The organism is Klebsiella sp. 28 (assembly GCF_018223905.1).
Taxonomy (GTDB): Bacteria; Pseudomonadota; Gammaproteobacteria; order Enterobacterales; family Enterobacteriaceae; genus Klebsiella; species Klebsiella pneumoniae.
The window spans coordinates 45,698-68,203 of the sequence record NZ_JAGRQY010000050.1; the positions used below are offsets into that span (position 1 = coordinate 45,698).

A 22,506-nucleotide genomic window follows, 5' to 3' on the forward strand; every position below is an offset into this window, starting at 1 on the left:
ATTAGCTATAAGGTAGCCGTTAATCATTCCCACTCAATCGTTGCTGGCGGCTTGCCGCTGATGTCATACACCACGCGGGAGATACCGTTCACTTCATTGATGATACGGTTGGAGACGCGGCCGAGGAAATCATACGGCAGGTGTGCCCAGTGCGCGGTCATGAAGTCGATGGTTTCCACCGCACGCAGGGAAACCACCCAGTCGTATTTACGGCCATCGCCCATCACGCCGACGGAACGAACCGGCAGGAACACAGTGAACGCCTGGCTGACTTTGTTATACAGGTCAGCTTTGTGCAGCTCTTCGATGAAGATAGCGTCCGCACGACGCAGCAGGTCGCAGTACTCTTTCTTCACTTCGCCCAGCACGCGCACGCCAAGGCCGGGGCCCGGGAACGGGTGACGGTAGAGCATGTCGTACGGCAGGCCCAGTTCCAGGCCGATCTTACGTACTTCGTCTTTGAACAGCTCACGCAGCGGCTCAACCAGGCCCATCTTCATCTCTTTCGGCAGGCCACCCACGTTGTGGTGAGATTTGATGACGTGCGCTTTACCGGTGGCGGAAGCAGCAGACTCGATAACGTCAGGGTAGATGGTACCCTGCGCCAGCCATTTGACGTCGTCCAGCTTCAGCGCTTCTTCGTCGAACACTTCCACGAAAACGCGACCGATAATTTTACGCTTCGCTTCAGGATCGCTTTCACCCGCCAGCGCGTCGAGGAAACGCTGCTCGCCTTCAACGTGAACAATGTTCAGGCCAAAGTGGTCGCCGAACATCTCCATCACCTGCTGCGCTTCGTTCAGGCGCAGCAGACCGTTGTCCACGAATACGCAGGTCAGGTTTTTGCCGATAGCGCGGTGCAGCAGCATCGCGGTCACCGAAGAGTCCACACCGCCGGAGAGACCGAGGATCACTTTGTCGTCGCCAACCTGCTGACGGATACGCTCAACGGCGTCGTCAATGATTTTCGCCGGGGTCCACAGCGCTTCGCACTGGCAGATGTCGCGCACGAAGCGCTCCAGCATACGCATTCCCTGACGGGTGTGGGTCACTTCCGGGTGGAACTGCACGCCGTAGAAGCGTTTTTCTTCGTTGGCCATAATGGCGAACGGGCAGTTGTCGGTGCTGGCGACGGTTACGAAGTCCGCTGGGATGGCGGTCACTTTGTCGCCGTGGCTCATCCACACGTCCAGCAGCGGTTTGCCGTCTGCGGTCAGGGAATCTTCGATACCGCGCACCAGCGCGCTGTCGTTAACCACTTCAACCTGCGCGTAACCAAACTCACGCTCGTTAGAACCTTCTACATGGCCGCCCAGCTGCATCGCCATGGTCTGCATGCCGTAGCAGACGCCAAATACCGGCACGCCGGCTTCGAACACATACTGCGGCGCGCGCGGGCTGTTCTCTTCGGTGGTGCTTTCCGGGCCGCCGGAAAGAATGATGCCGCTTGGATTAAATTCGCGGATCTGTGCTTCCGTGACATCCCATGCCCACAGCTCACAGTAGACGCCCAGCTCACGCACGCGACGCGCCACCAGCTGAGTATACTGAGACCCGAAGTCGAGGATGAGGATGCGATGTTTATGAATGTTTTCCGTCATTGACGCTAATTCCGAGGCAAGTGAAACAGAGTAAATAAATCGCCCGACGCAAGGTCGGGCGAAGAAATCAGGAGCCCAGACGGTAGTTCGGGGACTCTTTGGTGATGGTCACGTCGTGAACGTGGCTTTCCTGAATGCCCGCACCGCTGATGCGTACGAATTCAGCTTTGGTACGCAGCAGGTCAATGGTACCACAGCCGGTCAGACCCATACAGGAACGCAGACCGCCCATCTGCTGGTGAATGATCTCTTTCAGGCGGCCTTTATAGGCCACGCGGCCTTCGATACCTTCCGGCACCAGTTTGTCAGCGGCGTTATCGCTCTGGAAATAGCGATCAGAGGAGCCTTTGGACATCGCGCCAAGGGAGCCCATCCCGCGGTAGGATTTGTAAGAGCGACCCTGATAGAGTTCGATTTCACCCGGGGACTCTTCGGTACCCGCCAGCATGGAGCCAACCATCACCGCCGCCGCACCGGCGGCGATCGCTTTGGCGATATCGCCGGAGAAACGGATACCGCCGTCAGCGATAACCGGAATACCGGTCCCTTCCAGCGCTTCCACCGCGTCGGAAACAGCAGTGATCTGCGGCACACCCACGCCGGTGACGATACGGGTAGTACAGATGGAGCCCGGGCCGATGCCCACTTTCACCGCGCTGCAGCCGGCTTCCGCCAGCGCGCGCGCGCCTGCGCCAGTGGCGACGTTGCCGCCGATGATCTGCAGGTCAGGATATTTCGCGCGCGTTTCACGGATACGCTGCAGAACGCCTTCTGAGTGACCGTGCGAGGAGTCGATCAGCAGAACATCAACGCCTGCCGCTACCAACGCGTCTACGCGCTCTTCGTTGCCAGCCCCGGCGCCGACCGCCGCGCCTACGCGCAGACGGCCCTGCTCATCTTTACAGGCGTTCGGTTTACGTTCTGCTTTCTGGAAGTCTTTGACGGTGATCATGCCGCGCAGGTGGAAGCTATCATCCACGACCAGCGCTTTCTCAACGCGTTTTTCGTGCATCTTAGCGAAGACCACTTCACGGCTTTCGCCTTCACGAACGGTGACCAGACGCTCTTTCGGCGTCATGTAGACGCTGACCGGCTGGTTCAGATCGGTGACGAAACGCACGTCGCGGCCGGTGATGATGCCAACCAGCTCGTTTTCTTCGGTAACCACCGGGTAGCCGGCGAAACCGTTGCGCTCGGTCAGCTCTTTCACTTCACGCAGAGTGGTCGTCGGCAGAACGGTCTGCGGGTCGGTGACCACGCCGGACTCATGTTTCTTCACGCGACGAACTTCTTCAGCCTGGCGCTCGATGGACATGTTTTTGTGAATAAAGCCGATGCCGCCTTCCTGTGCCAGGGCAATAGCCAGACGCGCTTCCGTTACGGTATCCATGGCTGCGGAGAGCATAGGAATATTCAGACGAATGGTTTTCGTCAGCTGAGTGCTGAGATCGGCAGTATTCGGCAGAACGGTAGAATGAGCGGGAACGAGGAGGACGTCGTCAAACGTCAGGGCTTCTTTAGCGATACGTAGCATGGGCAATATCTCGACCAGGGTGGATAAATATTGCCGTGGCATTATACAGAGCGTAACCGATTGCATCTACCCTTTTTTGCAAATAATACTTGCCATCCCCTCTGAGCGCGTTACTATCGACTGAATAACCTGCTGATTTAAAGTTTGATCTTGCTCACATGTTACCCTCTCAATCCCCCGCAATTTTTACCGTAAGCCGCCTCAATCAGACGGTGCGTCTGCTGCTTGAGCGCGAAATGGGCCAGGTTTGGATCAGCGGCGAGATCTCTAACTTCAGCCAGCCCTCTTCCGGCCACTGGTACTTCACCTTAAAAGACGATAACGCCCAGGTGCGCTGCGCGATGTTCCGCAACAGCAACCGCCGGGTCACGTTCCGCCCGCAGCACGGGCAGCAGGTGCTGGTTCGCGCCAACATCACGCTGTATGAGCCGCGCGGCGACTACCAGATTATCGTCGAAAGCATGCAGCCCGCCGGCGAAGGGTTGCTGCAGCAGAAGTATGAGCAGCTGAAAGCGCAGTTAACGGCGGAAGGACTGTTCGAGCAAAAACATAAGCAGGCGCTCCCCTCTCCCGCCCACTGCGTCGGCGTCATCACCTCGAAAACCGGTGCCGCGCTGCACGATATTCTCCATGTCCTCAGGCGCCGCGATCCCGGGCTGCCGGTGATCATCTACCCAACCGCGGTCCAGGGTGACGACGCCCCCGGGCAGATTGTGCGCGCCATCGCGCTGGCCAACGCGCGCCAGGAGTGTGACGTACTGATTGTCGGACGCGGCGGCGGTTCGCTGGAGGATCTGTGGAGTTTTAACGATGAGCGGGTGGCGCGGGCTATTTTCGCCAGCCAGATCCCTATCGTCAGCGCCGTCGGCCATGAAACCGACGTCACGATCGCTGATTTTGTTGCCGACCTGCGGGCACCGACTCCCTCAGCCGCCGCGGAAATCGTCAGCCGCAACCAGCAGGAGCTGCTGCGCCAGCTGCAGTCCGGACAGCAGCGGCTGGAGATGGCGATGGACTATTTCCTCGCCAGTCGCCAGCGCCGTTTTACCCAGCTGTTCCATCGCCTGCAGCAACAGCATCCACAGCTGCGCTTGGCCCGCCAGCAGACCACCCTGGAACGCCTGCGCCAGCGGATGCGTATCGCCGTGGAGTCACAGCTTAAGCGCGCAGAACAGCGGCAAAAGCGCACCGTTCAGCGTCTGAATCACTACAACCCGCAGCCGCGGATCCACCGCGCGCAGTCGCGGATCCAGCAGCTGGAATACCGGCTGGCGGAAATTATGCGTGGCCGCCTCAGCGAGCGGCGTGAACGGTTTGGCAACGCGGTGACCCATCTGGAGGCGGTGAGCCCCTTAGCCACCCTGGCGCGGGGCTACAGCGTCACCTCGGTGAGCGACGGTACGGTGCTGAAGCAGACAAAACAGGTCAAAACCGGCGATCTGCTCACCACCCGCCTGAAAGACGGCTGGGTCGAAAGCGAAGTGAAGCAGATCGCGCCGGTGAAAAAAACGCGGGCCAGAAAGCCTTCGCCCACTAAACCAGCGGAATAAATTCCACCCGTTTTTTCGAGATAAGGCCATGCCCATGCTGGCAAAAGTAATCCACCGCGCCGCACGCCTTCAGCACCTCCAGCGGCTGGTGGCATTCCGGGCAGCGGGCCTCAAGGGTAAATACCCTTTCGCACTGGGCGCAATGCGCGCTACTGCCTTTGACATCTAACGGCGCGTGGCACAGAGGGCAATCAAGTTCCATAACCATTCCTTTCAACGTTTATCTGCACCTATTTTATCATGTTCCGGGTTTAATGCGGGCCGCGTAATTGCTGCTGCAACCTGAGCAGCCATTCCACTTCCTCAAGCCTACGCTGCGTTAGCCCGGCCACGCTGTCCGGCGCCCGGATAAACAGATTATCCGCGCCGAGGATCTGCTCATCAAGACAGTGCGTATAGATCGCCCCGGGCCGGGTCCAGCGCTGCACCCGCTCGCCGTCCTGTAGCGTCACCACTTCGCCCTCAGGGGCGCGATCGAGGGTGATTATTCGCCCGTCCCGCAGTCCTATTCGCATTCCCTTTTGCCCGCCTGCGGGACCCGCGTATTTGTTGAGCCAGATATTGAGCGGGATAGTGCCCAGGGTTCCCTGCAGATGCGCCTCCCCCTCGGCAGTGCTCGTATCCCCAGGAGCAATGTCATGGCCGAGGCGGTCTTTCGCCACCCGAAGGGAAAGGCTCAGCGCCGTATCGCCTCCGCTGGCGTGCAGGGTTTCGCGGAGCATCGCCAGGACATGGGTGCCGATATCAAGGATCACCCCATCAGGGTGACGCAGCTGCCGGGTATCCAGCTCCCCGGTGGCAAAATTGAGTGCGACCGGCTCACCAGCGCTGTTAAAGCCGCTTGGCTCCTGTAAATAGCCTTCGAGCCAGACGATATCCTGCGCTGACAGGTGCGGCGGCGGCAGGCGGCTGGCCTCCCCTTCCGCTCGCCACCGCGGGCCAGGAGCGTTCAGCGCAACGCCTCGCGCCATCCAGTGGTCAAGAGCCAGCACCCGCGCGGCCTGCTCAGGCGGCGCCAGCAGCGCCCGCAGCCGGGCGGCCTGCTCAAGGTTGGCCACGATCGGCTTTTCCACCACGATGCGGGAAATGCCGCTGGCTAACGCCCTCTCCAGTACGGGCAGATGCTGAAGTGATGAGGTGGTAATGAAGAGCGTATCCAGGGGTTCGGCCAGCAGCGCCGACAGCGAACTACAGCGCTGGATCCCCGGCAGCGCTCTGCTGCAGTCCAGGTCATAGCCCTGGCAGCGGTCGATGACGTCCCCCAGGCGACGCAGCGCCGGTAAATAGGCGGTTTCCACCACCGCGCCGAGGCCGATAAAACCAATCTGCATAGTAAGTCCACCTTTGAGCCGCTCTGTTCCCGGCGAAGTATCGCGGGATTATGGCGGAAGGTTTTGACATTTACCGGCATGGCGGCCACAAAAACCCACCAATATGAATTTCAACTGTGAATTGATGTATAAAATTGTACCTACTACGAGATACCTGGCATTTTTTGCGTGAGAATAATGGAGTCATGCACAACAACGGTCATTCCATGAGTCGCGGTAGTAAATATTTCCGTCCATGTATTTCCAGGTGATCGCCTCATAACGCATCTCGAGCGTTTCCAGGTGGGTACTGCTCATACCAGTAGGTGATAAATACGGCGTAACCGTAGTGACTTTGACGTTCTCCAGGATGATGTTGAAATACTCGGCCTCAATGCCCGCCTCCAGAATGCGATACATCTTTATAATCGCCTTCTTCATCGGGCGCCCCTCACACACGGCACGATACAAAATCGGTGTTGTCTGATCGAATTCCTTCACTATCGACACAGGACGATGTATTCGCGTACCTGTCAATTTTCCCCAGCTTGGATCAACTGGAATAGTAATACCATGAGAGAATGATTTTAACTCAATAGATCCAAGACGCGTTGGCATCATGCAGCTTCCAATGATCGGAGAACCGTTTTCATCTTCAAGCCATAAATGTGCGGGAGTAGACATACAATTTCCTTATCATAAATAACGTTAGAATTACCATTTCACATAGCGCCCAAAGATAATAATCATAAGCACAGCGAATATACCAACAGGCCAAACCGGCCCCTCAGGAAAAATTTGAAAAAAAACCACTGCAAATATGACAATGCAAAGTGGCGGGGCATACAGCGAAATTAATTGCTGGAACAACCACAAAAGCGATCTTTTAATAAATGACATCATCACTACCTAATCATTCTTTCGATGATATTAGCGAGCTCTGCCTCTGAAGCCCATTGGGCTTTAAAAGCGTCGGCATGTTCAAATAATGGCGCCACCAGGAAATACATCATTTCAAGTTCTTGTTCGTATAGTATAGAAAAGAATGCAGGATAACAGATTCGGAGACGCTCAGCGCTATCTGCAGCCCTCTGCACAACGCCATACATACCAGCCACTGTAACGGCGACCCCCGCAGAACGCCCAGCAATCGCTCCCATATCAAGGCTTAGTTTCATGCCAACCGAAACACAGGTAGCCGTAGCTAAAACAAATCCAGATTTGGTTAGAGAGTCTGCAGCGATATGAATGTTAACAGCCATCAGAATTCTTTTAATATGCTCTAACTGCTCTGTTGTTTTGTGCTTAAATATTTCTTCAAAATATATTTTCAGTATTTCATATACAATATTCTTACGCTGTAAAAGATGGTAGATACCTTTAGCAAATCTAACATCCTCATTCTTCTGCTTTTTACATACATCCTGATACTCATCAGTAAAACAGGATGTATAATATAGGATTCGAGTTACGCCAGCACCTATTGTTTTAACCTGACCGGAAACCCGTTGTTCTGTGCCTGAAACAGCGCGATCAAGTTTCATTGCGAGAATTTTATTGGCCTGTAAATAGCTGATGACAACATTGCTGTAATACATAATCGCGCCTTGCCGATTAATTTCCCCATCCTGGGAAGAACCGCAATTTACCACAATACTCAGCCATAAAGTAGACTCTCCAGTTTCTCCCATATTACAGAAGAGCGACACCGTGGATTTTCTCCGATATATCCAGATGCGTTTTCTCTCGTATCATTGCGATAACTTTCTGCGTATATATTATCATAGCGTACTCAAACAATTGCTTGAGCAAGCGAAGCTGGCAAATGAGAAATCTCATAGGATACGTGCAGATATACATGCCAATCATGCGCGTTGTTGCGTCGCTACAATCGTCCTTAATAAAAAAGCCCGGCAGAGCGGGCTTTGAAGGATTCATGTTGGTGAGTAAATCTTGCTGATAGCTTATTTGCTTTTCTTGATGTGAAAGACAATAAAACCCATAAGTACATTGTTTTATATGTAAATTTAAAGTTTGATAATTATTTTGTGTACACCCATGTGTACATGATTTTAGAAGGTGCTCCCCTCTTTCACGCAAACTTGAGCATCGTCGCAATCTTGCCGTTACCATTCTTATTGTATGATACATCTATCCCACAATAAGGAATCCCCCAGCCATGAGAATGACCAGCCGCAAAAAAGAGATACTCAGCTACTTTGAGCCGGATAACCTCGAATGGGTGACGGGTGAGATTGGTACGCCGCCGTTCGATGTGTCGGGCGTGGCCTACCTTCTTCATGGCATGGCGTCGTTCGATAAGCGCCACCAGCTAGAATCAACCCGGCGAACTCTTGAAAGTATGGTTGCTGGTGGGTTGCTTGAGCGGGTGACAGTGTACGAATCCCGGCAGATAAAAAGCGGCGGTGAGACTAGCGCAACGGTCGTGCGCTACGGTTTACCCGGACAGTGTGCCGTTGTGCGCGATAATGGCGGCGCTGATAAAGCGATTGATGGGGAATGCTGGCGGGTCAGTTAAGAGCCTGCAATCTGTCGTTAATGCTGTTCAGGTCGTAAACCCGGCGTTCAATATCCAGCATAAGGAAATTGCGTATCTCGGCCTGTTCAGGATTATCAGATTCTCTGGCCTGTAAGAGCAATTCATTGTAACCATGCAATCCCCCCGAATTTTCCGCCGGGGTAGTCCCCCTCCCACGCAAACAGCTAACAGGCTGGATGCTGGTATCATGTGTTTGCTTCTCCAGCACAATAAGGCAATCCCACCAGTCGCCAAAGTCATACGTGTAAACCAGCTTGTCACCCTCATTCTGGATCGCCGCCCATAGTGGCGTGATTGCCGCATTATCCATGCTTTCACCCTCACCCCATACGCGATACTCGCTACCTAGATCACCTTTACGGCCTTTCTCGAACATATACAGATGTTCGTCATTCCAGCCAAAAGCCAACTGGATCACCGCGTGAAGTTCACTAAAGGGGATTTGCTCTGGAACCAGCACACGCCGCCATATTGGTGGTTTGCTGTCTCGGATGGTTATCTTTAGCTGGTACATGCAAATCCTGAATAAATGCGAATCGGAAGGATAACGATACTGACGCACTCACAATTCTGTAAAGGTGAATAAAGGTAATTTGCTTAATAAGCATAAGTTACATGCGGAATAATCCCGTATCTACCTGCGCGGCGCTGGCTTCTTCCACTGGTAGGCTTGTGCGCTCAACCTGCGGCGGTGGCGCTCTTTATCGTGCCGTGATCATGGGGTAAGCGTTAGGGCAATCTTAGCGTGCTCATGGGGTAGCCTTTTTCGATGCCCGTTCAAATGACCGAATTGACGCCTCCACTTTGCGTATCACCCGAGCAAACCCTTTAGCGTCCCTCGGTTCTTTCAGCCGCCAGTAAGCTGATTCAGTCTTTAGCAGTCGAGAGCGCTTTTTCTCGAAGGTATCCCATCTCATGCCGGCAGGCTTCGGAAACTTGAGCGGGCTATTTAGCAGGCTGCCCGCGGGTGGGTAATCATCCCCCCATATATCATGCCTCTGCTTCCACACACTGCGCCGTAAGCGAGCGATCTCATCTTCACTCTGGCTGGCATAGTGAAGGCTCCAGCATTTACGACACCCTACATCCTTCCGGCCAATAAATAATTTCGCAACCCGGCCACCACAATGCGGGCAAATGTACCATCGCCGATAGCCAAAACCTACCCGGGTGATCGTGATGCCAATAACCCGCGTTACCCCGTTGATTGTCGCGCTGTAGCCACCAGAGACCATCGAGAAGTACACCCTTCCGCTCTCGGTATCACAAAAAATGTGTGTTTTCGGGCTCGAATCCACCAGCCTGCTTTGCAGATTTGCCAGAAACTGGAGGTTAATTCGTGGTAGCGCAGAGGTGTAAACCCGCGTCTGCTCTCTCATTGGCTCAGATCTCCGCTAAAAAAATCCCCAAATGAATACGAAATTATATGAGTTCTGCACAATTGGTTACTGCGAATACGGCCTAATAATCGTCGCTAGAACCTTAACAATTGTTAACTACTCATGGGGTAAGTATCTGATGCGCAAGTATCAGTTCCGTTTTTCCGATATCAGCGTTTTGACAGCTCGCGAACGATAGCGGCAACCATCTGCGGCTTCGCATCCTCGATACCTTTCTGCAGAAACTCTTTCTTTGCCGTCGAACGCCTGAACGTCTGCGGTATAGCCGGATCCTGAACATAAATTGCATAATTTGCGGAGTAACCGATACGGCCGGTTATTCTCGTTCCTCTGGCTACAACTTCCCGATACTGTGAATTTATCAGGGTACTGGTATCAATCGGAGTATAGAGGGCGGCGACCAACGAACCTTCTTGCAATGCTGCCTGAACAGCGCGGTATGCCCGGCGCCCGGCTATATCTTTCACCAGCGCATTGATGTTGCGGCGAATGTTGTTCATTCCCCTGCCTTTGATACCCATTTATCACCCCTTATCTCTGTCTGGTACGCACTGAAAAAACCTTCATTTTGCTGCGTACCGTGCTGCGTACTGCGAACCTAAAAACTTTGACGGCTCAAGTCTCATTGTTGTTCTTAGCCCGCTACTGGCGCGGGTTTAAGAATGCCCGCGTTTTAAATCCGTCCAGTACAGTCCAATATTTTAAAGCCGTTTTCGGTGCGAACCTCAATGCGAACCAGCGCCTTGGCTGGTGGCCTGCCGCTTTCTCTCCAGCCAGCGGCGGAGCCCCTCTAACTGCCGCGCCTTGCCTTCTGGTGTCTTTGCGCCGGTACTCATACCGCCGTGTAACTTGCAGCGCCCAGAAGCGTAAAGCGCCGTCATTTTGCACGGCGTCCCTTTCCTCGTCGTCGCTCCGCACGTCATATCCCTGCAGGCGTCCGGGAAAGGTATTCCGCCGCCGATATCATCAGCCCACGCACGGTATAGTTTTTGCTTTTCGTCGTTAGTCACGGGATCGCCTTTCGATGTCAACTTTTGTCACCCTCTCATGGGGTAGGTTGTTTACTGGCTGCGTTCACGCGAAAAAAAGTTCTTATTTCCGACGGGTGAAAATGCTCTTAAACTGGCAGTCCTGTAAAGCATGGGGGAGAGGGTTTACCTCCCCCCTTAGGGCACATTAAAAGGCGCCCCTTGCCTGCCGTCTAAGCCCGTGCGCATCTGCGATCGCTGTGGACATTGGGCCGCCGGTATCCACGTCATTGAGAAATCCAGTAACTGTTACCACGTCACCTTGCTGGAAAGCTTCAGTGCCAGTAATGTTGTGCTGGTTGCCGGTGGTCTGGTCGATAAGGGTTATGTTGACCTGTATCGGTCGTTCAGTGCGGCTTTCCGCCTGGCTGGATGATGCTGAGGATGCCGGGAGATATTCTTTACCGGTTGATGCCTTCTTGATGGTCGGCGCTCCGCTGGTTACATCCTTGTTGCTGAATACTCGGCCATCATCACCGGGTATCATGAACAGCCCTTTACTGGTCTGCATGAGTTCCGGTAGGTTTCCTTCGCCTACGGGGTACACTCCGCCGGCTGTTACAGGGCCCCCATTTTTGCGGCCACCGAGCACACTTGTTGCCAATCCGGCGGCTTGCGCCCCCTGATACGCGGTTAAGCCTGTCGCCGAGGCTGTTCCCCCAGTGGCAATTGAGGCGGCAATTGCTGCTGGCGCCCAAGCTGCAAGTGCCGTAGCCCCTCCTGCAATGGCAGACGCAGCATTTGCCGCTTGAGCCGCCGCGCCCAATGTCTGAGACAGGATGAAGTTCTTCAGCATCTCCACACCCACCTGGGCAATGCTGTTGATCACGCTGTTCAGGATGGTATTCCCAAGAGACCTCATTGCCTCCTGTGCTGACATTGTGCCAGTGAGTAGCCCAGTAATTGCGTTTGAGGCATTACCGCTAAAGGCGTCCACAGCACTCGTCAGCATGTTATAGCCGAGGCTCTGCTGGCTTAATAGCTGCCACTGCGCTGCTGTCATCTGCTCGTTGAACTGGTTCTCCTGGGCTGTTCTCAGGGCCAGATACTGAGCATCCGTAGCTGATTTGGCAGCGATGAACTGATCATAACTGATTTTTCCCTGTTGATAGCTCTGCTGGAGTATTGCCTGTTCCTGCTGCTGGTACTGCCTCATCAGGGCAAGCTTCTGGTCGTTCTCGTTTACCAGTTGCTGTACTGGGTCAACTTCAGCGCGGGCGGCTGCTATCGGGTTTGCTGTTTGCTCCTGAGCACGGATTTTTGCCAGATTGACTTGATGCTGCTGCTCCATTAACTCAGATTGCTGGTTATAGGTTTTCTGGTCAATCATCTGGCCGTCTAGTTGACGTTTTAGCTGGTCTCGACCATCTGAATAAGTTTTATTTTCCTTACGCACGGGGTCATTGCTAATCGCATCATTAAGGTCTTTCTGGCGCTGCTGAGCGTCAAATAACTGCCCGGCCAACTCACGCACTCTTTCCTTCTGTGCATCGGTAGCCTTAGCTCCGAGAGCGGCCACGGCATTAAACTGTGCGGCCTCTCTGGTGTTCTCGTCATAGCGCATTGTCAAAACGGCAATCTGCCGCTGCAGGTTGTCGATTGAATCGTCGCCGCGAGCAAAGGCATTCTTCGCAGGCTTATCCTGCTTTTTCTTGGCTTCGGCAATTTGCTTATCCAGAACAGCAGCAGCATCAGCATATTTCTTATCGTCAATCAGCCCTTTGGCCTTGTCTTTGCTTAATTGCTCGCGCTGCTGGGTAAGCTTATCAACTACTGTTTGGCCAGATTTAATGATCGAATTGGCGTTGTTCTCTGCAGTTTTCTTTTCGAGATTGGTGATATAAGCTGGCTTAGATCCATCTACAGAACCTGATGCCACCTTCCCAATATCAGAATAAAGAGATTTAGCTTGTTCGAGGGCAGCAATTTGACCTTTGATAGCATCTATTTGTGTTTTAGTACCTGCGTCAGTGTAGATAGAAGCTTTGGAAACTGTATTGTAAGCTGCTTCAGTTACAGCTAATTTTTTATTCAGAGAATCCAACTGCGCATCTATCGCAACAATAGGATCTACATTTCCGGTGGCTACGGAGATAGAAAGGGCAGTTTGGTCGAGAAGTTTTGCCAAATAGCGCGACCCACCGATAGCATCATCAATTTTGGATATAGCTACCCCGAACTGAGTAATCAAAGCATTTGTTGCCTGCGATACAGTGCGCGGCATAGTCTCAAACTGCTGGTTGATTTCATCGGACCGCTTTTCGATTGCCGCTAGCACTTCACCAATATCTAACTTGCCGGCCAGCATCAACTGGCGGAGCTCATTAAATGGAATTCCCATGCCATCGGCAATCTGCCTCGCTAGCTCAGGCATCTGCTCCAGCACTGAGTTAAACTCTTCAGCCTGAATTCTGCCGGATGCTACCGACTGCATAAATTGCCTTAGCGCATTAGCCATTTCCTGAGCTGATGAGCCGCCAATAGTGCCAATCTTCTGCAGCGTCATCACAAGTCGGTTAACATCGCTGTTAGTAGCACCTACGGTTTTCAGTGTGGCGGTGAGCTGCTGCCAGAGGTTGACGGTATCACCTAGGCTTGCCCCAGTTGCGGAGGCAATATTTACAAGCTGCTGAAAACTCCGCGCACCTTCCTCTGAACTTGAAGATAAACGTGTTACTCGCGCCTGAAGTAATGTGAATTCCTCAGACAACTGCTGGAGCTTCATCAACGCCTGAATTGATATGTACCCCTTAACGGCCACAGCAAGGCGTGAGAACCCCCCTCCCAACTTATCGAGACTTTTATCAAGTTTTTCTGCGGAGTTGCCAGCCCTTTTGACTGATGTCTCAATCTGTTTTAGGGCCGCGTCAGCAGCGCGCTGCCCAGAAAGCAATTTTGCTACATCCGCCTCAATCTCTATCGTGTAATCGCCAAAGCCTGTTGTCATGCTCACCTCAATGGATGGTTATTACCTTATTTTTTCTCAGGGATATGGTGTTCATGACTGTAATTACATGGCGACCATGCTCAGTAAGCCGATACTCCGGGCCATCAAAAGAAATAAACTCCATCAACATTCGATAGGCCTTACGCTCGAAGGCCGAGTCAAACTTATCTTTGGACGCACTCACAGCGTTATCAACAAGTCCGGCTGAAAGTAGAGGGGCTTCGACACACCCGCTAACGCCATCCACGGTAAGAACGTTGCTACCCGTTTCCCGGCGCAGATCGCGGATATAGGTTTCGGCAATCACCTCAGCCAATCTCTGTAGTTGCTCCATCACCCACCCCGCTTAACGGATTCAAGACCCTTAGCAACCAATGCGCGGGCAATAGCGTTTACCGTTGGTGCTACACCAATCGGAGAACGCTTGCGCTCCTCTTCCTGAATTTCACGAATGGACTGAAGATGCTCCCGGCAAAGTGCTACCGTGATTTGCGATCGGTTCATCTGCTTACCCCTGATATTTATACAGTCAATTTATATTGTAGTTTATGCAACATAAATGGCAAGCATTGCAATTTATGAAATGAAAAAGGTACAAAAAACCCGCCGGAGCGGGTTTGCCTTGAGGTTACTTGCAGGGGTTAATCGTATTTGCACTATTCGTGCTTGTTGGAAGATCATCTACTGTCTTCCCTTCAACTACGTACACAACACCGGAAGAGAAAAAACCCTTTGATTTCATCGTTAGCGCAATGACAAAAGGCGAGTACCCTGAATATGCCCCAAAGCTGTTCTTTGAGTTCACCTCACCACAGACAAGCATTGCGATAGAGCCATCATCCTTTTCACCAACTTTTTTTGACGCAACATCTCTAAATTGGGTAGATGATGGATCTTTCATGTCGTGCGATATCTCGCTTTTAGCCAACTCTATGGCTTTCTCTTCTGTAGGCTTACATGCCGTGAGAAATAAAAGTGATGAAATTAATACCATAATAATTTTCATTGATGCCACCCTTGCTTGACGATGTCGATTTATAAATCTTTGCCACAAAATCGGCACAATATTGCTTCTTTTTTTATTGTTTCGGCGCAATACGGACATTTTTTAGTATCGTCTACTGAACCGCCACCAGCAGAATCCGCGCCAAACACCTGTGGTTCAAGCTTAACCACTCCGGGGTTTGTGAAAGACCAGACAAGCGCGGCTATCCAACCCAAGAAGCTCCAGCCCAGGACAATATTTAACACCCATATTGCCGTAGCGTTTTTATGCTCCCTTGAACTGGCTATAACGCCGGGAAGAACATAAATTATAATAGCGAATATCAACACAATGATGTGCCATACTGACATCAACTTATCCCCAAAAGTAAATGAAGTATTATCGTAACATCGAAGAAGACTAATCCAATACAGCCACTTTCATCGACTTGTTTTTAACCTGAACGCCTCGGCGTTTGAGTGAGTAATCCCCATGCGGTGCCTAGTCTCCTTAGCGGTTTGTGAAGGCCTCCGAAATCTTCTGCAGAGGCTGGTGGGCGCTTAACTATCTTCCGCCACAGCCCGTCTCAACGACCATTTTCGAGCGCTATCAGTCCTTATAGGCAGAACTCATCAAGATTGCCTATCTATAGGCATAACACACCATTCCTGCCATACATAGCCAGAACACACCGTTTCTGCCTATAAATAAAATATGGGCATTTTCATGGGGCGGTATGGTTTTACATGTAGCGTTCAAACTGCCACGCAGCGGTGGCCACCAGCCGCCCGTATGCTGATATCTGTGCTGTCATTGTTTCGCTCCTGCAGATTCATATTCACGAATGATTGCAATCGTCATATCAAATAATGCCTCTGCGGCCTCTAAAGCTGAATGCTGCTCAAGTTCGTACAGGGTAATAAACGAGTAAGTAATGGCTCTGGCTGTCTTCGGTGTGGCATATCGCAGGTAGATAACTTCTGCTCTTTCCTCTAAGTCCTGCCGAAAGTCATCGCGGTGAAACAGTTCTCTATGTGATACCTGGAACGGCTCGTTCAGCCAGGTTACATCGGCATATTTGACACGTTTCCATACAATAATCACCGGATACTTAAACCTGTCGCAGTATTCTAAATGATCGCCCGGAATGAGCAGCGATGGTCTCCCCTGGCACTCAGCGAATTTTTTCATTTTTCCTCTATTCATCATTCTGAATACCCCCCTGCAAATCTTTTTGGGGGTGTTGTCGGTCTACCCGTCTACCTTTACCATTAAAAATCGCTCAAGGTCAGCAACCATGCGGCTTTCAGCCGGGTAGAGGTTTCATTTTGTACGTCTACCTTACCTCTACTTACGTCTACCCTGATTCTTTATACAGCCATTTCTAAAGTAGAGGTATGTAGACGTAAGGTAGAGGTAAATATATATACGTCTACCTGCCTGTATCCCTTGCTATCACTGGCCTGAAAGCACATTTGGTAGAGGTGTAGACGTAAATCACCCTAAAAAAGTTTCACTATGGGGTTTCTGGAATATCAGCCCCGTAGGCGCGGGGGATAAATTCCTCTGCCAGTTCCGTTATGCTGAGGTTGGTCTGGGTGCGCCCCCTTACTTTCCTTGTAAGATACTGGCTTCGGTATTCCTTCGCGGAGTTCTTCATGGCCCGTGAAAACTTCTCCACAGACAGCGGTTTACCCAGCCCGTGATATTCCAGGAATGCCAGATACAGATGATAGAGATATGCCCTCGGCTCTGGCTGGCCAGCCCAGGAACCACCGCCCATCATCAAACCCTTTGGCTCATTCATGAAGTACAAAGCCGCGCACATGTCTATCACCGGGTCAGTACCGCGTTTAACGTCCAGCGCCTCTTGAGAATCACGCTGCTCAATTAAAAGAGTCTTCGCTTTGTTCTGGTCTGCAAATGTGGCCAGCAGGTGGCGGATAATTACCGGGATTTCTGACCTGATTTTTGCTGTGAGATCCGGGTCTTTATCTGCCTCTGATACCGGGTTGTTAAAAGGGAATATCACCCGGCGGCGAGCAATTCCCCCGTTGCGTTCGGTAAAGGTCATCGGCTCGTTATTGGTTGCCAGCACGACGGCGCTCAGCACGGTGGTGAATTGCTTCTCATACTTCCCATCAATCTCTACTGGATCGCCGCCCGTTATAGCCTTTATACCCGCACCTTCACCCACATAACGGGTCTGGTCAGGCATGATTATCAGGCCCTTACCCACAAACTGCGCACGCCCGCGGGCAAGATCCAGCGTGCTCATGCTACCGCTGGCGGTATTGTGCTCACCTGCCAGTGTAGTGGCTATGCTGCTGAACACTGATTTACCGCTGCCACCTTCTCCCGTCACCTCAATGAATAGCTGCCAGTCGTGACGCTTCGCCAGCACCATAAACAGGGCTGCTTTGATGCGTTCGGCCTTCTGGTTATTACCCGCCGTTGCATGATTCAGCCATCGGGTAAAGCTGGGGGCATGGGTAGCGAGGTTCTCGCCGGGTGCCGGCGGCATATAGGCAATGCCATTGTGGTTTACCAGCCAATTATCGGGGCTGTGCGGGCTGAACGTCTGCGCGGTGAGGTCATACACGCCGTTCTCAAAACCAATAAGATCGCCGCGCTGCTCACCGATAACAGGTAGCTGTAATTTCATGGTGGCAACCACGGATTTGATGCCCTTCTCAGTGTAGTGGGCTTCGTGCTCCTCAAAAATTGATACCATTACCCGCTCAAGCTCGCTGTCAGCCACCTTTTCCCACACGCCAGAGCCATAGCAATAAACGCTGCCGCTGTCCGGGTTGACTGCCAGCATTTCCCATCGTGAGGAAAGTAGTTTTGCCTTCTGGCTCGCGGCCATCTGTGAAATATCCCCGGCCTCTGCACTCCGGCGTTTTTTACCGCCCTCAATGGCCTGTAGCTGCGGTTTCACATCTTCCCCCTGCGGTTGGTACATTGAATCGTTAAATGCTGCTGTAGCGGTTTCCAGCCCGTGCTGCTGGTGATAGTCGTTCCAGTCTGCTTTGCACTCAGTCGGGGGCAGTGATACCCAGCCAGCCACGGATAAGGCGGCTTTTTCTGCGGCGTCTTTGCCCGTATTGGTGCCCCCACTTTCGGGGCCTCCTTGCTGGTGGTCGTTATCAGCGGCGATGATGATTTGTGCCTGTGGGTACTTCCGGCGCATGACTTCGGCGACGGGCAGCAGGTTGCCCGCGTCGATTGCTGCCACTGTCAGCGCGTCTGTGCGAATTAAGTGACACGTTAGAACGGTAGCCAGCCCCTCGGCAATCACGACGCTTTGAGGCCGTTCCAGCGCGTTTACGGCGTAATATGCCCCGCGCTTTGCCGATCCCTTAATGAGTCGCTTTTCTCCCTGCGGGGTGATGGTCTGCGCGGCTGTGACTGCGCCGGATTCATCCACCAGCTCCAGCAATAACGAACCATCGGGCATAAGCGGGTATTTAAACCCGGTCAGCCCTTTTGATTGCAGGTACTCAGATTCTCCCTGTATGGATCTCAGGCGCATTCCGGTATACAGACGGGCAAACGTAGCCCTTCGCTGATCTGCGTCCTCTGCTGCCTGTTTCTGGCGCTCCTGCTCACGCTGCTGGCGGTCTGCGGCTAACTGCCTCTGTCTCTGGCTGGCAGCGTCTGGTGCTGATTCTGCGGCCCGGTAATCAATACCCAGCACATCAGCGGCAAGGTGTGCCGCCTCCGTGGTGTCGCAGTTGTTCACCTTCTTAATCAGGTCTAAGCCATCGCCCGCGCCGCACTGGTTGCAGATAAAGCTGCCGCGCCCGTTGTCGTCGAATCTGAAACGGTCTTTCCCACCACATGCAGGGCAGGGGGCATGGCGGCGCGATGAATCAGGAACGTCGATAGACAATCCGGCCAGCACATAAGGCCATCGCCCTGCTGCGGCGCTGGTCACTTCGCGGATAAGGTCGATATTACGCATTCGTGTTACCTCCCTCAGTGCGCCGCTGGCATTTCAGGCAAGCCGTTTTCATTCAGATCGGCAATGAATCCATCGTGTAGCTCTGCCAGCGTTTCACGCCCGAACGGGGTCAATTCCCCGCGCTCCGTGTCGATCATGGCCTGATAAAAAACAATGGCGTTCGCTGTTCCCTGCTCAATGCCGTAGCGCTCAATCATTGCGCCCTCCATGTTGTTAGCCATCGCCAGACGTTCCGCGAACGGGTAAACCACAATCCCCGCCGTGCCATTTGAATAAAACGTCACCAGCGACGATTTGCCGTCATCCTCCGTGATGGTGGTTGTGCCGTTTTCGCGCTTCATCTCAGAAATGAACGTCGCAGCAATCAGCCAGCGCCACATAGTGACGTTATGCTGCGCGGTAAAGTCGAACCAGCCACGCGCCCCGCCATCAGCAACGGCAAAATGTATGGCGTATCCGATATCTGGCTTGTCGTCGTACTCTCCGGCGTCAAGGCCGTTCACGGCGCTCTCGTAGCTGATAAGAGCAACCAGCTCAAATCCCCCGGCATCATTGCGGGTCATGATATTGACGCCGTGCGGTGTGGCTTCGGCGCGTAATACGTCGTCATTTCCCGGTGTGAATTTCTCTACGTTGCTCATGCTTTGCCGTCCAGACTCAAATCCATATCAACTAACTCGCCTTCTACTGAATCCATCAGCTCGGGGATACCATCCAGAAGGGTAATGACTGCGCCAATAAGATGATCCGTGCCGCTATCTTTTTTAATCGGTGCTTCAAGCCAAAGAGAAAGAACTTGCTGCGCTTGCTTGATACGGCAGGCTGAATCAATCAGGGATAACTTGCTCATGCGCTGCCCTCCCGATACTCGCGCATCTTCGTTAGTTCATCAGCCAGGCGATTAACTTTGCGCTCGGTTCTAATGGTTGCGCATCTCAATTCGGTGATTAATGTCGCAAGTCTGGCACCATAAAGCGGATTGGCGGCACGTAATGGCCCGTCCAGATAAAGATTCCATAACTCAAGCAATTCACTGGCATAGCGCACCGCTGCCGTTGCGTCACCTGTCGGGATTGTTTCTGGTTCAATTACGGCGACTGTATTCATGCGCTGCCCTCCGCATCAATTCTGGCCATATCGACAATCGTCAGGACTTTACTCAGCCAGCAATACACGATTTCGGCCTGTTCATCGCTTAGTTGAGTGGCTAAATCAGTCATAACGTGAGCCAGCCCATTGCGGGCGCGGGTCATGCGTTCCGCGGTACGTTCTGCCAGCGTAAAATCTTCCGGATAAGGTTGCACACGGGATAGCATTGCCTCGGCCTCTTGCTCGGCAGGATGGCGGTATATAGCGTTTATATTCATTTGGCTGACCTCACCTTTGATTCCTTCCCGCAGTCAGAACGACATACACCCGCGTTCGCTGCGGTATCGTTCAGCGCCAGCACCACCTCACCAACCGTACCCAGCATTGCGCCTATTTTGCGCATGTCTCCCTTTGCGGTTTCCTCGGTGTAGTTGCCATTGTCCGTAGCCCAGAACATCAGGCTGCCAATGGCACTAATGCCGAGCATCAAATCACTCACGGCCTCGTCTTTGCGGTTCTGAATGCTTTCCAGCTCATCAGCGGTGACGCCTTTGCCGAACTCGTGGCGAACTAAATCGTTATACAGGCTCATGCAGCCACCTCCCGAACGCGGGTAATGCGCACATGGCTGAGACCTTCACGCTGCGCCTGAAGCACTGCGTGGGCCGTTGCTGTTTTGGTGTCGCTGGATGTGAGCTGATAGCCGATACCAACCGTTAAACCGCGCTTATTAACGGCGTAGCCGGTGATGCGGAAATAGTTACGCATGAGCCACCTCCAGACGGATGCGACCAGCGAAAAAGCAGACGTGATCCCGAACCAGAGAACGGCGGGCTTCACGCTCAGAAGGTGCGGCGATATGGTGAATTTTTGCGGTAATTGTCGGCATATCGCGGCGAACAGCGGCGATAATCCAGATAAATTGCGGAATTTGGGTAGGGGTAGTAGCCATTTGGCCGCCTCCTTGATCAATGGAATATATCCACCACCGCAGAGGCTAATCTGTCTGGTGGTGAACTGTGCAAGGTTAGCCTTACCGGTGATCAAGGAACCCGGCGCTTCCGAAGAAGCCCCTACACAGCCCACCATAATTTTGATAGCGGCACGGATTATAACCGCATCGCTGAAAAAAGGGTGTACTGAGTTAACGACACAAAAAAAGACGCTTGGCGCGTCATGTGTCGCCTCGATCATGTCCGGGAGGCTAATCCCGGCACCAGATTTTGCTGGTGCGCTATAACCATAGACCGGGATACCTTCAGACCGCAAGCCCTTTTTGTCACGGTGCGGCAATTTATAGCTGGCGGTGTGATGGGCCCCGCATCCACCGCCGGCGCCGGACACGCTATCTTCCCGACAGTCAGTTTCCGAACGCTTACCCGCGCGCTTACTAGTCTCGAAATACACTTCAACAGAGCCACTATCAGTGGCCCACAGAATGACAGGTTTTGACAGGTTCCCGCGGTGGCGCACCACCAGCAGAGCGTTAACTTTTACAAACATCAGGCCAGCCAGAGAGAGGCTTTTGCGCCGGGCGGCGGTAATCATTGCTTTACCTCCGTGTACTCCTTCATGAAGCGCTCAATGGGCTGTACGCATGGGAACCGATAGCCCTCGCGATAGAACGTCACGCGGTTATGCGCTACAGCGGTCACGCTCACCATCTGGCCGTGAGCGTCGCGATAGGAGTGGTTTGGCAGCGGTGTGCTGGTGGGCTTATTCATCGTTAGCCCCCAGACGTTTAGCCAGCCAACGCTGAGAGAGGCGGGTTAATTCCGCTTTACGCTGGCCGTACTCCATGCCCATATCGATCAGCGTGATGTTTGTACCCTCCAGGTAGCTGAGGTGTTCCAGTTGGGCGGCGCTCATGCTATCGCGCGGTTCGCCGTCGATACCGTTCACCTGCGCCCACTGCTTAGCGGTCATGCCACCCAGCACAATACGGGCGATCATGTTGCTTTCATTGCTGTAGTGCCGGGCTTGCGTCTCTTTCCCCTGTTCTGCCCGGGCAGCATCCAGAGCGGCGCACATCGGCTTGAAGAGGTTGGCAGCACCAATGCGGGCTTTGAGGTGCCGGCGATACTTCGCGGCGATTTCCGGCGCACTCAGCTGTAGCGCTTCCTCGCACTGGATGAAATAGCGGCGGACGGCGCGCCCCTGTTCATTGCGCTCAACCATTGCCACTTCTTTAGCCATATCCAGCGAGAGAAGGTAATCATGCTCGATTTGCTGGCGAAATTTTGCGCTCGCCCGTTTTGGTGAGCTCAAATTTTCAACACGGATATAGTCAGTCCCGGCCACAAATCCGTACTGGTCGATGCGGCCTTTAATCCAGTTGGTAAAGTCGCGGCCCACACCCAGCGCTTTATGCAAATCTCTGGCGCTCGCAATATTGGTTTCGCGCCCGCCAATTTGGCCGGGAATAACGGGAACGATGGCGGCAAAGTCATTGCCGTTAATTACGCCCGGGTTAACCTTGGGTTGAGGGGCGGCCTCAGAATTGAATCTGCTTTTTTCGATTTTCATTTTTTCGGC

Annotated in this window: 25 protein-coding genes and 1 pseudogene; 2 read left to right on the forward strand and 24 right to left on the reverse strand. The window is 53.0% G+C overall.

Annotation, left to right across the window (positions count from 1 at the left end; translation table 11 throughout):
• Positions 1-23: 23 nt before the first annotated feature.
• Entirely contained in the window at positions 24-1,601 is a 1,578-nt protein-coding gene (guaA, locus tag KHQ28_RS09275; RefSeq protein ID WP_004151979.1) for a glutamine-hydrolyzing GMP synthase, read from the reverse strand.
• Positions 1,602-1,668: 67 nt separating this feature from the next.
• Positions 1,669-3,135 (reverse strand): IMP dehydrogenase, encoded by a 1,467-nt coding sequence (guaB, locus tag KHQ28_RS09280; RefSeq protein ID WP_032418525.1) that lies wholly within the window; start codon positions 3,133-3,135, stop codon positions 1,669-1,671.
• Positions 3,136-3,293: 158 nt separating this feature from the next.
• On the opposite strand from guaB, the gene xseA reads away from it, so the two are divergent.
• The gene (xseA, locus tag KHQ28_RS09285; protein WP_032418523.1) at positions 3,294-4,685 is read left to right on the forward strand and encodes an exodeoxyribonuclease VII large subunit; all 1,392 of its coding nucleotides are present in this window, start codon (positions 3,294-3,296) and stop codon (positions 4,683-4,685) included.
• Here xseA and KHQ28_RS09290 read toward each other — a convergent pair.
• From KHQ28_RS09290 to KHQ28_RS09305, 4 genes are all read right to left on the reverse strand, one after another.
• A complete protein-coding gene (locus tag KHQ28_RS09290; RefSeq protein ID WP_004144303.1) occupies positions 4,669-4,887 on the reverse strand; it encodes a zinc ribbon domain-containing protein in 219 nt (72 codons plus the stop codon). The genes xseA and KHQ28_RS09290 overlap by 17 nt on opposite strands.
• 49 nt (positions 4,888-4,936) lie before the next feature.
• Positions 4,937-6,016, reverse strand: coding sequence for a Gfo/Idh/MocA family oxidoreductase (locus KHQ28_RS09295; protein WP_032418522.1), 1,080 nt, complete (start codon positions 6,014-6,016; stop codon positions 4,937-4,939).
• 183 nt (positions 6,017-6,199) lie between these two features.
• Positions 6,200-6,679 carry a type VI secretion system tube protein TssD gene (locus KHQ28_RS09300; protein WP_032418520.1) on the reverse strand — a complete coding sequence of 160 codons (480 nt, stop codon included), beginning with the start codon at positions 6,677-6,679 and terminating at the stop codon, positions 6,200-6,202.
• A 221-nt stretch (positions 6,680-6,900) separates the two neighbouring features.
• Positions 6,901-7,593: a hypothetical protein gene (locus tag KHQ28_RS09305; protein ID WP_032418518.1), complete on the reverse strand. Its 693-nt coding sequence runs from the start codon at positions 7,591-7,593 to the stop codon at positions 6,901-6,903.
• 581 nt (positions 7,594-8,174) lie between these two features.
• Here KHQ28_RS09305 and KHQ28_RS09310 point away from each other — a divergent pair.
• Entirely contained in the window at positions 8,175-8,534 is a 360-nt protein-coding gene (locus tag KHQ28_RS09310) for a hypothetical protein (protein WP_040216554.1), read from the forward strand.
• On the opposite strand, the gene KHQ28_RS09315 is transcribed toward KHQ28_RS09310, so the two are convergent.
• From KHQ28_RS09315 to KHQ28_RS09400, 18 genes and pseudogenes are all read right to left on the reverse strand, one after another.
• The gene (locus KHQ28_RS09315; protein ID WP_004202366.1) at positions 8,527-9,069 is read right to left on the reverse strand and encodes a plasmid pRiA4b ORF-3 family protein; all 543 of its coding nucleotides are present in this window, start codon (positions 9,067-9,069) and stop codon (positions 8,527-8,529) included. The genes KHQ28_RS09310 and KHQ28_RS09315 overlap by 8 nt on opposite strands.
• A 1,035-nt stretch (positions 9,070-10,104) precedes the next feature.
• Entirely contained in the window at positions 10,105-10,476 is a 372-nt protein-coding gene (locus tag KHQ28_RS09320; protein ID WP_044521356.1) for a hypothetical protein, read from the reverse strand.
• Between the two features lie 204 nt (positions 10,477-10,680).
• Complete coding sequence (locus tag KHQ28_RS29580; RefSeq protein WP_064147909.1) at positions 10,681-10,878, reverse strand: HGGxSTG domain-containing protein; 198 nt, start codon at positions 10,876-10,878, stop codon at positions 10,681-10,683.
• Between the two features lie 253 nt (positions 10,879-11,131).
• On the reverse strand, positions 11,132-13,930 hold the full coding sequence (locus KHQ28_RS09325) for a tape measure protein (RefSeq protein WP_064147907.1): 2,799 nt from the start codon (positions 13,928-13,930) through the stop codon (positions 11,132-11,134).
• A 7-nt stretch (positions 13,931-13,937) separates the two neighbouring features.
• Positions 13,938-14,264, reverse strand: a complete 327-nt coding sequence (locus KHQ28_RS09330; RefSeq protein WP_032413387.1) for a hypothetical protein — start codon at positions 14,262-14,264, stop codon at positions 13,938-13,940.
• 294 nt (positions 14,265-14,558) lie between these two features.
• Positions 14,559-14,936 carry a hypothetical protein gene (locus KHQ28_RS09335; protein WP_064147906.1) on the reverse strand — a complete coding sequence of 126 codons (378 nt, stop codon included), beginning with the start codon at positions 14,934-14,936 and terminating at the stop codon, positions 14,559-14,561.
• Between the two features lie 29 nt (positions 14,937-14,965).
• Entirely contained in the window at positions 14,966-15,286 is a 321-nt protein-coding gene (locus KHQ28_RS09340) for a superinfection immunity protein (protein ID WP_072122913.1), read from the reverse strand.
• Between the two features lie 439 nt (positions 15,287-15,725).
• On the reverse strand, positions 15,726-16,106 hold the full coding sequence (locus KHQ28_RS09345) for a hypothetical protein (protein ID WP_223175069.1): 381 nt from the start codon (positions 16,104-16,106) through the stop codon (positions 15,726-15,728).
• A 325-nt stretch (positions 16,107-16,431) separates the two neighbouring features.
• A complete protein-coding gene (locus tag KHQ28_RS09350; protein ID WP_064147905.1) occupies positions 16,432-18,882 on the reverse strand; it encodes a primase-helicase zinc-binding domain-containing protein in 2,451 nt (816 codons plus the stop codon).
• 14 nt (positions 18,883-18,896) lie between these two features.
• Entirely contained in the window at positions 18,897-19,523 is a 627-nt protein-coding gene (locus KHQ28_RS09355) for a hypothetical protein (protein ID WP_040216511.1), read from the reverse strand.
• Positions 19,520-19,732: a hypothetical protein gene (locus KHQ28_RS09360; RefSeq protein WP_004866294.1), complete on the reverse strand. Its 213-nt coding sequence runs from the start codon at positions 19,730-19,732 to the stop codon at positions 19,520-19,522. Before KHQ28_RS09360 ends, KHQ28_RS09355 begins: the two co-directional genes overlap by 4 nt.
• Positions 19,729-19,989 carry a hypothetical protein gene (locus KHQ28_RS09365; RefSeq protein ID WP_029497050.1) on the reverse strand — a complete coding sequence of 87 codons (261 nt, stop codon included), beginning with the start codon at positions 19,987-19,989 and terminating at the stop codon, positions 19,729-19,731. The genes KHQ28_RS09360 and KHQ28_RS09365 overlap by 4 nt, the downstream gene beginning before the upstream one ends.
• Positions 19,986-20,249, reverse strand: coding sequence for a hypothetical protein (locus KHQ28_RS09370; protein WP_048280607.1), 264 nt, complete (start codon positions 20,247-20,249; stop codon positions 19,986-19,988). The genes KHQ28_RS09365 and KHQ28_RS09370 overlap by 4 nt, the downstream gene beginning before the upstream one ends.
• Positions 20,246-20,563 carry a hypothetical protein gene (locus KHQ28_RS09375; RefSeq protein WP_044521335.1) on the reverse strand — a complete coding sequence of 106 codons (318 nt, stop codon included), beginning with the start codon at positions 20,561-20,563 and terminating at the stop codon, positions 20,246-20,248. The genes KHQ28_RS09370 and KHQ28_RS09375 overlap by 4 nt, the downstream gene beginning before the upstream one ends.
• A gap of 168 nt (positions 20,564-20,731) precedes the next feature.
• The gene (locus tag KHQ28_RS09385) at positions 20,732-20,923 is read right to left on the reverse strand and encodes a host cell division inhibitor Icd-like protein (protein WP_064147904.1); all 192 of its coding nucleotides are present in this window, start codon (positions 20,921-20,923) and stop codon (positions 20,732-20,734) included.
• Positions 20,924-20,976: 53 nt separating this feature from the next.
• Positions 20,977-21,519 (reverse strand): annotated as a pseudogene (locus KHQ28_RS29585) (ash family protein); the annotation flags it as partial.
• On the reverse strand, positions 21,516-21,695 hold the full coding sequence (locus KHQ28_RS09395; protein WP_048280610.1) for a DUF4222 domain-containing protein: 180 nt from the start codon (positions 21,693-21,695) through the stop codon (positions 21,516-21,518). The pseudogene KHQ28_RS29585 and the gene KHQ28_RS09395, both read right to left, overlap by 4 nt.
• Positions 21,688-22,497 carry an antA/AntB antirepressor family protein gene (locus tag KHQ28_RS09400; RefSeq protein WP_004177036.1) on the reverse strand — a complete coding sequence of 270 codons (810 nt, stop codon included), beginning with the start codon at positions 22,495-22,497 and terminating at the stop codon, positions 21,688-21,690. The genes KHQ28_RS09395 and KHQ28_RS09400 overlap by 8 nt, the downstream gene beginning before the upstream one ends.
• Positions 22,498-22,506 lie beyond the last annotated feature (9 nt).

What these genes read in the sequence shown, in the direction of transcription:
- KHQ28_RS09325 (WP_064147907.1), bottom strand. Translation starts at nt 13,930, where the DNA reads ATGACAACAGGCTTTGGCGATTACACGATAGAGATTGAGGCGGATGTA.
- KHQ28_RS09300 (WP_032418520.1), bottom strand. Translation starts at nt 6,679, where the DNA reads ATGTCTACTCCCGCACATTTATGGCTTGAAGATGAAAACGGTTCTCCG.
- KHQ28_RS09370 (WP_048280607.1), bottom strand. Translation starts at nt 20,249, where the DNA reads ATGAATATAAACGCTATATACCGCCATCCTGCCGAGCAAGAGGCCGAG.
- KHQ28_RS09295 (WP_032418522.1), bottom strand. Translation starts at nt 6,016, where the DNA reads ATGCAGATTGGTTTTATCGGCCTCGGCGCGGTGGTGGAAACCGCCTAT.
- guaA (WP_004151979.1), bottom strand. Translation starts at nt 1,601, where the DNA reads ATGACGGAAAACATTCATAAACATCGCATCCTCATCCTCGACTTCGGG.
- KHQ28_RS09310 (WP_040216554.1), top strand. Translation starts at nt 8,175, where the DNA reads ATGAGAATGACCAGCCGCAAAAAAGAGATACTCAGCTACTTTGAGCCG.
- KHQ28_RS09375 (WP_044521335.1), bottom strand. Translation starts at nt 20,563, where the DNA reads ATGAGCCTGTATAACGATTTAGTTCGCCACGAGTTCGGCAAAGGCGTC.
- KHQ28_RS09350 (WP_064147905.1), bottom strand. Translation starts at nt 18,882, where the DNA reads ATGCGTAATATCGACCTTATCCGCGAAGTGACCAGCGCCGCAGCAGGG.
- KHQ28_RS09320 (WP_044521356.1), bottom strand. Translation starts at nt 10,476, where the DNA reads ATGGGTATCAAAGGCAGGGGAATGAACAACATTCGCCGCAACATCAAT.
- KHQ28_RS09335 (WP_064147906.1), bottom strand. Translation starts at nt 14,936, where the DNA reads ATGAAAATTATTATGGTATTAATTTCATCACTTTTATTTCTCACGGCA.
- KHQ28_RS09400 (WP_004177036.1), bottom strand. Translation starts at nt 22,497, where the DNA reads ATGAAAATCGAAAAAAGCAGATTCAATTCTGAGGCCGCCCCTCAACCC.
- KHQ28_RS09290 (WP_004144303.1), bottom strand. Translation starts at nt 4,887, where the DNA reads ATGGAACTTGATTGCCCTCTGTGCCACGCGCCGTTAGATGTCAAAGGC.
- xseA (WP_032418523.1), top strand. Translation starts at nt 3,294, where the DNA reads ATGTTACCCTCTCAATCCCCCGCAATTTTTACCGTAAGCCGCCTCAAT.
- KHQ28_RS09365 (WP_029497050.1), bottom strand. Translation starts at nt 19,989, where the DNA reads ATGAATACAGTCGCCGTAATTGAACCAGAAACAATCCCGACAGGTGAC.
- guaB (WP_032418525.1), bottom strand. Translation starts at nt 3,135, where the DNA reads ATGCTACGTATCGCTAAAGAAGCCCTGACGTTTGACGACGTCCTCCTC.
- KHQ28_RS29580 (WP_064147909.1), bottom strand. Translation starts at nt 10,878, where the DNA reads ATGACGTGCGGAGCGACGACGAGGAAAGGGACGCCGTGCAAAATGACG.
- KHQ28_RS09340 (WP_072122913.1), bottom strand. Translation starts at nt 15,286, where the DNA reads ATGTCAGTATGGCACATCATTGTGTTGATATTCGCTATTATAATTTAT.
- KHQ28_RS09315 (WP_004202366.1), bottom strand. Translation starts at nt 9,069, where the DNA reads ATGTACCAGCTAAAGATAACCATCCGAGACAGCAAACCACCAATATGG.
- KHQ28_RS09345 (WP_223175069.1), bottom strand. Translation starts at nt 16,106, where the DNA reads ATGAAAAAATTCGCTGAGTGCCAGGGGAGACCATCGCTGCTCATTCCG.
- KHQ28_RS09305 (WP_032418518.1), bottom strand. Translation starts at nt 7,593, where the DNA reads ATGTATTACAGCAATGTTGTCATCAGCTATTTACAGGCCAATAAAATT.
- KHQ28_RS09330 (WP_032413387.1), bottom strand. Translation starts at nt 14,264, where the DNA reads ATGGAGCAACTACAGAGATTGGCTGAGGTGATTGCCGAAACCTATATC.
- KHQ28_RS09355 (WP_040216511.1), bottom strand. Translation starts at nt 19,523, where the DNA reads ATGAGCAACGTAGAGAAATTCACACCGGGAAATGACGACGTATTACGC.
- KHQ28_RS09360 (WP_004866294.1), bottom strand. Translation starts at nt 19,732, where the DNA reads ATGAGCAAGTTATCCCTGATTGATTCAGCCTGCCGTATCAAGCAAGCG.
- KHQ28_RS09385 (WP_064147904.1), bottom strand. Translation starts at nt 20,923, where the DNA reads ATGGCTACTACCCCTACCCAAATTCCGCAATTTATCTGGATTATCGCC.
- KHQ28_RS09395 (WP_048280610.1), bottom strand. Translation starts at nt 21,695, where the DNA reads ATGAATAAGCCCACCAGCACACCGCTGCCAAACCACTCCTATCGCGAC.